Raw genomic sequence first — 8,015 nt, forward strand, 5'->3', positions numbered from 1 at the left:
AAGAATAATGATCCTTTTCTATATTATATCAAGACTTTATGACGACAATTTAGTAAAAATATGGGGGGATCTTTGAGATGGTTACCTCAAATCATTGTATGTTGATATAAGTTGCAGGATTGCATTCTGGTATAGGGGGCAACCCTGCAACTCACTACCAGCTTAATTATCATTAGCACGAGCTGGTATTTTAATTAGCCCCTCCCTATAAGCTTTGTTTGCATGCCTGCTGATTGTAGATGGGTTACGCGAGAGTTCTTTTGCAATTTGCTCCTGAATCATCCCTGCGTTTAATAATCTTACAACTTGCTGATAGGTGGTTTCTTTTAATGAGTTTGTTTTCCAAATTAAATTACCTTGATGGTCACAAACCAAACTAGCCTCAAATGATTTTGCATCATCTCCGCAAAAGCCTCTGTTTTTTTCAAAAACAACATTGAAGCGTGCTCCTTCATCCTGAGTGTAGCCCTCCGGTCGTTCCAAATAAATAACAGAATCAAGCACATCTAGTCTTTTTGATGCCCCACGCTGAGAACCTGATTTTCCAGCATGATGAATAAGCAGCACTGATTTTCCTTGTCTTCTTAAATTAAGCAACCAAGTTTGAATAGGCTCCCAACTTTCAGACTCATTTTCCTTTCCTGATTTAACAAGGCAGCTAAGATTATCTAGAATTATTAAATCAACACCATCGGTAATGTGTTGATTAATTATAGATTGCCCCTCTAAAGTAGCTATGTCAGGAATTCCTATTTCTTGCAAATCTGGAGTGATAATTTTGAATTCTTCTTGAAATTCCGCATGCCTATTCATTTTTAAAATATTTTTTAACCGCTCTTGTAAAATCATCGCAGGCATCTCACCATCAATAAACAATACACCCCTAGGTTTTTCAGCCTCCCACCCTAAAAAATCTCCTCCACAAGCAACTGCATAAGCAACATTTAATGAAATATGTGTTTTGCCGATGCCAGTTTTCGCATGAATCATGCACAAACCTGCTTTAGGTAACCACGGATTTAAAATTAATTCACGCTGAGGCAATTCCATACTCAAAAAGTTATTTCAATCCACTGAAACAAGCGATGGAGATGTTTCATAAGGAGTATTGTCTAAAAAATTACTAATTTCCTGAATGCTCATTTAATACCCCTCAATAAAATATCATTAAAATCTTGTCCTATTTTTGGAGGCACAAGCCTTTTAACTTTTTTTCCTTCATTCATCAGCCGATGTGCAAGTATTAAAGAGGATTTTTGACCTTGACCAGACTTATCATTATCAGCCGCTATAACAACTTCATGCACAGAGTCTGGTAAAACAATTTTTTCCATTCCATGAGCACTAATAGATGCCCATACTGGAATTTGATTTGCTATATAAATAGATAAGGCTGTTTCAATTCCTTCGGCTATTGTCAATACACCATCTATTGGTTCGAAAAGTTTTATTGAAGCGCCTGTAGTAGCCGATTTTCGAACTGGAGACATCAGCTTCTTTGGATAGGGAACATTGGCCTTTCTCCCGTTCTTAAGATAGGTTCTATGCAAAGTGACCCCATGATTCTTTTCATCTTGCACCAATGCAATCATTGCCTCGAACTTACCTAGGAATTTTCCATCTTCGTAGTACGGTAAGTTTGGGTGGAAACGTAATGATTTTGGAAACGAACTAAGCCTCATACCCCTAGATTGCAAATATCGATCTACAGGATCATTAAAAGTTACAGGCTTTGATGATGACCAAACATTTTTTAAAGGCACTTGTTTGTTTTTGAAGGATTCTTTATTTGGTAGATTGTTTAGATTAATGTTTTTAAGAACGTCCGTTATATGCCTGGGTTTGTTATACGGATAACTCTGCGGCCTAATTCTAAGCACTCTAGCAACTCGCTCCAAAGCTTGATGGTAATCCCAGCCACAACATAATTGTAATAGCTTGATGCCATGCCCTGCCCCACAGTTATTACAAAAGAACGCACCTACATTTTTATCATCAAATCTGAAACGGTCTTTCCCTCCGCATGCGGGACATGGGCCATGTTTATTTTTAAGGAATGAGGTGTTTATTCCTAGTGAATCTAAAATTTGCGGCCATTGGCCCTTGGCTGTATTTAACACTTCGTTACTATTAAACATGAGCCGTCTCCTCATGTCTGCTTTTCATTATCCTCTGCTGAATCCAGTCGTCAATTTCAGATTCTAACCAACCGATTGCCCTGCCGCCGCCAAGGGGAATTTGTTTTGGAAAGGTGCCAAGAGATATTCGATTATATATGGTAGACCTCTTTAAGCCAGTACGATTTTCTACTTGTTTGAGGCGAAGGATGCGATAGTTTTTTTCTATTCCATTAGGCATTTGTAAGGCTCCATTAGTTAATAATGGAACCATTTTAAATTGCTACCCATTGATTTCGAGGAATGGGAAAAATACTTCTTTTCCGGAAAAACTCGATGATGAGTTTTTCCGCTTATTTAATCATTTCAATATAGGCTTGCCCTGCTAACTCTGTTAATGACTCATAAGTAAGAAGAGTTTTAGCTAAATGAGAAGTGGTTTTTCTTATATTTTCTTCGCCACGAACTTCATCGGCGTGAATAGCGTTAGCAAAAATAAGATTAGTAATTTTTTTATTGACCTCCTTTTGCCAAACATCTAAATCAAGATAAGGTAATACCCCATATTTATACCAATTCCGAAAATCTAGCTGCTGGTAACGTTTTTCTGAATCTCCAATTTGAAGTGAATCCAGAAGTTCTTCAAATTGCTTTATTAAAAGAGGTTTAGGTAAATTAGGATTAATGCTCATGGCAATAAATTCTTTAAAATTAGGATTTAATTCATTTATTGGGAGGTCTATTTCAGGCCTATAAAGAACTTGGGGGTTCAAATGATTTTGTCTTGACCAATTTCGAGCAAGTTCAAGTTTTAGGGGGTCAATATCTTTTTCAATCGCCACAAACTCACGAGCCGTCATCTGATGCATGCCAGGCATAAAGGACATGTTATTTGCAAATACACTATATCGGTTAATTAATGAAAACTTCTCATCATTTATCACATCAATAATCGGATTTTCACGTATTGCAGACATTACTTCTTTAACAAAACTATTTTCACTGCCAATTTCTTGACAAAATTTTCTTACAAAAAGTTGTTGATACCAATCTCTAGCGGTAAAGCCTTTGGTAGCATCGTAATTTTTTATATCAAACCAATCGGGTAAGTCTTCTATTTTTTTTATTTTCAACATTTTGTTCCATTAAAAATTTAAGTTTCATCAGCTAGCTGATACAAATAATCTGCCCACTGTTGCATCATCTTTCTGCGCTCTTGCAAATGCGCAGTCCGGTTATAAGCTCGACCATTTGGGTCACAAACAGCATGTGCCAACTGGTGCTCGATAAGGTCTGGACGAACCCCCAAAACTTCATCTAGTAATGTTCTTGCAGTTGCCCTAAACCCATGCCCTGTGGCCTCTTCTTTGCTAATTCCTAATCGACGTAAAGCAGCCAAAATAGCGTTATCACTCATTGGACGGGCATCACTTCTGGCAGAAGGAAAAACAAAAATACTGTTACCCGTCAAAGGGTAAAGCTCTTTTAGTATTGCTATGGCTTGCGTAGCTAAAGGGACAATATGAGGCGTTTCTGTTTTAGTAACAATATAACTCCATTGGGCTGCATCAAAATCGATGTCTTCCCATTTAGCATGGCGTAATTCGCCAGGACGTACAAATATTAATGGTGCTAAACGCAATGCACATCGAACAATGAGTGAGCCTTGGTAATCCTCAAATGTTCTTAACAACTGGCCAAAGCGTTTAGGGTCTGTTTGCGCTGCAAAGTGCTTTGTTTTTACAGGAGGCAACGCGCCTTTTAAATCTTGCGATGAATCTCTTTCAGCTCGACCCGTAGCAATAGCATAACGGAACACTTGCCCACAATTGCTTAAAGCTCGGTGTGCTGTCTCCAATGCGCCACGTTCTTCAATACGCCGAATTACTGATAATAATACTGGGGGCGTAACCTCTGTGATGGGTTTATTGCCAATCCAGGGAAAAATATCACGCACAAAGCGTTGCATAATCTTATCCGCATGGCTTTTAACCCAATTTGATGAGTATTTTACAAACCAGTCTCTAGCGACTACTTCAAAGCTATTAGCTGAGCGTTCATCCGCCACTTGCTTCATGACCTTTTTATGTTCGCCTGGGTCAATACCATCAGCAAGCAACCTTCTGGCTTCATCACGTTTCTCACGAGCTTTCGCAAGGGTAACGTCATCATATACCCCCAAGGCCAGTAATTTCTCTTTACCACCAAAACGGTATTTCAACCGCCAGTATTTATTACCTTGCGGTGTTACATACATGAATAAGCCTTTCTCATCAGAGATCTTATAGGCTTTAGCTTCTGGCTTAGCATTGCGAAACGTTATATCTTTCTTTTCAGCCACTTTGGGGGTATCTCCTTTTTGACTTATCGATATACCCCAATAAATACCCCCACTATGGTTTGGATGTAGGGGGTATCTATTGGACAATAGTGGACGTATGATAGGCCTTAAGCCTAGTGTTTACAAGGGATTATGGATGTTGTTGGATTGTTCTGGATGGTAAATTGGTGGAGGCGGCGGGAATCGAACCAGCGCCCATTTATTGCAACCTATTGAAAACATTTGGTTTTAACATATGCCCCAAGTTTTTGGGCACAAATTGGGTATATTTTCTCTTAAGCATCCCTATTATCAATCAAAACTGAATCAAGAAATAAAATTTCTCTATCTCATTGAATTTAATAATTTTTTTTATTTTAATCTGCAAAAAAACTAAAAAAATCGAAATCCAATCAAAATCGAATTAAAATCAAAATCGAATCAAGAACTTTTATTACAGTAATTCATTGATTTTAATAGCTTATAGCTATTTTTTCTTGAAAAAACAGTCTCAAAATCAAAACCCAATCAAGAAATCTAACTATGCCCATACAGGCAGATACCCTGCTCTTGGGTGCTCTGGATCTGCGGCATGTATGAGTTTAGCTTGCAGTGCCGCGCTAATAACTTTTGACGCTTGCGCAGCATTTTTTTGCTCAATTCCAAATCGCTCACAAAGACTGGCATTCTTCATACGGTCGCCACTCAGGTATTTCATTACAGCATGTTGATAACAAGCACGGATACGTTCCTCAATAGTCATATTTGCAAAAGACCGAGGCGCATATAATATGACTTGCATCGTAGACTTTTCAGCTTGAAACTTAGGTGGCGGTAATTGAAAAAGCTCAATACTGATAATCACTTTATCTAAACCACTTCCTTGCTCTTCACACAAATTCATGCGTCTCATGAGAGCGGCTAAAGCTTCATTACGAGATCGAGGAGGAAGATCTATCATTCGTTCTGTTTGAACTAATGATTCTCCTGGATTAGTAATTTCTAACCGATCAGTAAATAACTCTATTTGTGGACCCGCACCACGGATAGTCATGTCTTGATGAATAAGAGCATTTGCAATTAACTCATGAATTGCTATTTCTGGATAAAGACGTTTTGATTCACGATAAACCAAGCCGATATGCTCATTTTGAGGCAATAAATTATTAATAAAAGTAACCAGCTCTTCAAAACCAGAAGCATAACCTTTATGCATATCATAACGATGAGTTACTGTGGCGGCTCTATTACTACCACCATAAGCTATAAACCGAACGGCTTTTCGAGATAGGGCAGAATCAAATCGATTTAAATCGTTTGCAAATAAAATCGCACCAAGATTAGTAATATTCCAATGATTACTTACATCTTTTGTAATTAAAGAATCAGCTGCCAGTCGTTCAAAAATCCCTTTACGATTATCAGGCAAGCTTTGTTTCGTTAATTTGAAATAAGTTGGATAATCCAATAATTCCAAGACATGATCTTCTGAGACATACGGCATTGCAATACCTTTTTCCCATGTATAAGGACGCATGTTGCCAATCAACCGTTGAAACAGCGCAGGATGATCTTGCAGCTTTGGGGTAGCGCTGCCAATACGGATGTAAGCTATCGCATCAAAAGCTACTGGAGCAATGCTTGCCGCAGGAATTTCTAAAAGTACCACACGCCCATTGGGATGGTTAATTTTTTTAAAAGAAACACTTAGATCTGGACTCAAATGTTGCGCCAGCCATAATTGAAATACTGTATTACCAACTAATTCTGCGTCTGGATCAAATGTAGTTCCTACAACATTATGGGTAGCATTATCAATACCCCATAAAACATAAGCAAATTCTTTTTGTGCTACCCGTGCAGCATTTGCCAAGGCAGAGCATAGCTTCCCTACAATTTTTGGATCAAAATTATTTTTCTTAAATTCTAATAGGCTATCTTCAGAAGGCTGAGAACGTAGCTCATCAACTAAAGCAATATCCCGTTCTTTCATAAAGCAATTACCTTAATGATTGTGTATTATTTTTCGAAGATTTAAATTTTAACATAATGTTACAGTTTATCATCGATAAGTACTATTTCATATTTTCATTAGAAGCAGAATTAGGAGTTTTCCACTCATTAACAGGTTTATATCCAGCCGCTATCGATTTATCAGGAATCCAACGACCATAATGCTTGATGATCATCTCTGTATCTTTATGCCCCATCTGCTTGGCAACCCACAATGGATTCTCTCCTGCTGAAAGCATCATTGAGGCATATGTATGTCGAGTTTGATATGGGTTACGGTAACGAACGCCTGCCTTTCGGAGTATATGAGTCCAACAAGTTTTGCGAATTTGTCCATCAGTTTCCCAAGGGGTATTTGTTCGAGGATTATAGAATATTTGTTTTCCTTCTAAATAAGTGAAGGATTTTTGGTTAATTAATGCATCCAACGCTGGAGGAAGTAAAAGGATATCCCTAGAACCAGATTTGGTTTTTGTTCCTTTTTCTTGTTTCAAGACCACAGCACGGGTTATCTTCACCATCCCTTTTAGCCAATCAATGTCGTTCCATTCTAAAGCGATCAATTCTGATGTACGTAAACCAGTAAAAAAGGCAAATTGGAATAAATTTCGTGCTTGCCCGATGGCTTGGTTAAGAATGACACCAATTTCCTCACGATCAAAGGGATCTACTTCCCAATCACTTTTACTGGTTTTTTTATTGATTAACTTAGATAAAACAAGTTTATCCAAAGGGTTTTGTTCAATTAAACCATCATTTAAGGCTTGATCAAGCATGTTACGAAGTGGCGTTAAAATATTACGTGCTGTTTTTACGGTTATACTTAACCCAGTTATCCAATTACGAATAATAATAGGTGATAGCTCTTTTATAGGAATATGTCCAAATGTTGGGAATAAATGTCCCGCACAAACTTTTCGATACCCATTTACTGTACTATGTTCCAGAGTATTTTCTGCTATGGTCATATAGTCTGTCAAAAGCTCCCCAACTGTCGCCTTAACAAATACATGCCCAAACATGTGAGCACGTTTAGAACCGGGAAAATAATCAACGTAATCAAATGTTCCTAGACCAATAGCATTAATAATTTCGCCTCGAAGTCGTTCAGCATATTTTAAATTCGCTTTAGTAGGTTCAAGTTTGAGAGTTTCACGGCATAAGACTCCTCGGTATCGAAAAGCAATTCTAATGCAGCTGCCAGTTTCCCATTCACGAACTGTTACCCCGCGCGGAGGCTGCGCATCGTTGCTTTGTTTCCGTGTTCCACCCATCTTTCTACCTCAATTAAATTGACCCACACATTACCATCAGGACCTATCTTACATTGTATACCATCAAGCCAAATTCCCTTTTTTCGTTTGGCATGAACTGCGTTTGCGGTATCTCCTGAATCATTGCAATACTTTTTCAACTTCACCCACTTGACCATTTCGTACCTCCATTACTGTTTGTCTACGTTTATTTGATTTATTATTTGATTTATTAGTAAGCGCCTAATTAACCCCACCTAGAACTCCCCAAATAAGCTGTAGATAATTGCCTCCAATGAAACAACGGGAGCA

7 protein-coding genes are annotated in these 8,015 nt (G+C 38.1%); all 7 read right to left on the reverse strand.

Features of this window, described 5'->3' with window-relative positions; all coding sequences use genetic code 11:
- Nucleotides 1–162: 162 nt before the first annotated feature.
- Nucleotides 163–1,050 (reverse strand): AAA family ATPase, encoded by an 888-nt coding sequence (locus ACQY7T_RS00985; RefSeq protein ID WP_428410878.1) that lies wholly within the window; start codon nucleotides 1,048–1,050, stop codon nucleotides 163–165.
- 89 nt (nucleotides 1,051–1,139) lie between these two features.
- On the reverse strand, nucleotides 1,140–2,138 hold the full coding sequence (locus ACQY7T_RS00990) for a DUF7146 domain-containing protein (RefSeq protein ID WP_428410872.1): 999 nt from the start codon (nucleotides 2,136–2,138) through the stop codon (nucleotides 1,140–1,142).
- The gene (locus ACQY7T_RS00995; protein WP_428410873.1) at nucleotides 2,131–2,391 is read right to left on the reverse strand and encodes a helix-turn-helix transcriptional regulator; all 261 of its coding nucleotides are present in this window, start codon (nucleotides 2,389–2,391) and stop codon (nucleotides 2,131–2,133) included. The genes ACQY7T_RS00990 and ACQY7T_RS00995 overlap by 8 nt, the downstream gene beginning before the upstream one ends.
- Before the next feature lie 79 nt (nucleotides 2,392–2,470).
- Nucleotides 2,471–3,253: a DUF6387 family protein gene (locus ACQY7T_RS01000; protein ID WP_428410874.1), complete on the reverse strand. Its 783-nt coding sequence runs from the start codon at nucleotides 3,251–3,253 to the stop codon at nucleotides 2,471–2,473.
- Nucleotides 3,254–3,270: 17 nt separating this feature from the next.
- Nucleotides 3,271–4,458, reverse strand: coding sequence for a tyrosine-type recombinase/integrase (locus ACQY7T_RS01005; protein ID WP_428410875.1), 1,188 nt, complete (start codon nucleotides 4,456–4,458; stop codon nucleotides 3,271–3,273).
- Nucleotides 4,459–4,978: 520 nt separating this feature from the next.
- Complete coding sequence (locus tag ACQY7T_RS01010; RefSeq protein ID WP_428410876.1) at nucleotides 4,979–6,430, reverse strand: ATP-binding protein; 1,452 nt, start codon at nucleotides 6,428–6,430, stop codon at nucleotides 4,979–4,981.
- 82 nt (nucleotides 6,431–6,512) lie between these two features.
- Nucleotides 6,513–7,724, reverse strand: a complete 1,212-nt coding sequence (locus ACQY7T_RS01015; RefSeq protein ID WP_428410877.1) for an Arm DNA-binding domain-containing protein — start codon at nucleotides 7,722–7,724, stop codon at nucleotides 6,513–6,515.
- Between the last annotated feature and the right edge of the window lie 291 nt (nucleotides 7,725–8,015).

Origin of the sequence: Legionella sp. (genome assembly GCF_965140895.1) — a bacterium.
Lineage (GTDB): Bacteria > Pseudomonadota > Gammaproteobacteria > Legionellales > Legionellaceae > Legionella.

Excerpts from the sequence above, each read along its gene's own strand:
- ACQY7T_RS01010 (WP_428410876.1), bottom strand. The coding sequence starts at position 6,430 with ATGAAAGAACGGGATATTGCTTTAGTTGATGAGCTACGTTCTCAGCCT.
- ACQY7T_RS00985 (WP_428410878.1), bottom strand. The coding sequence starts at position 1,050 with ATGGAATTGCCTCAGCGTGAATTAATTTTAAATCCGTGGTTACCTAAA.
- ACQY7T_RS01000 (WP_428410874.1), bottom strand. The coding sequence starts at position 3,253 with ATGTTGAAAATAAAAAAAATAGAAGACTTACCCGATTGGTTTGATATA.
- ACQY7T_RS01015 (WP_428410877.1), bottom strand. The coding sequence starts at position 7,724 with ATGGGTGGAACACGGAAACAAAGCAACGATGCGCAGCCTCCGCGCGGG.
- ACQY7T_RS00990 (WP_428410872.1), bottom strand. The coding sequence starts at position 2,138 with ATGTTTAATAGTAACGAAGTGTTAAATACAGCCAAGGGCCAATGGCCG.
- ACQY7T_RS00995 (WP_428410873.1), bottom strand. The coding sequence starts at position 2,391 with ATGGTTCCATTATTAACTAATGGAGCCTTACAAATGCCTAATGGAATA.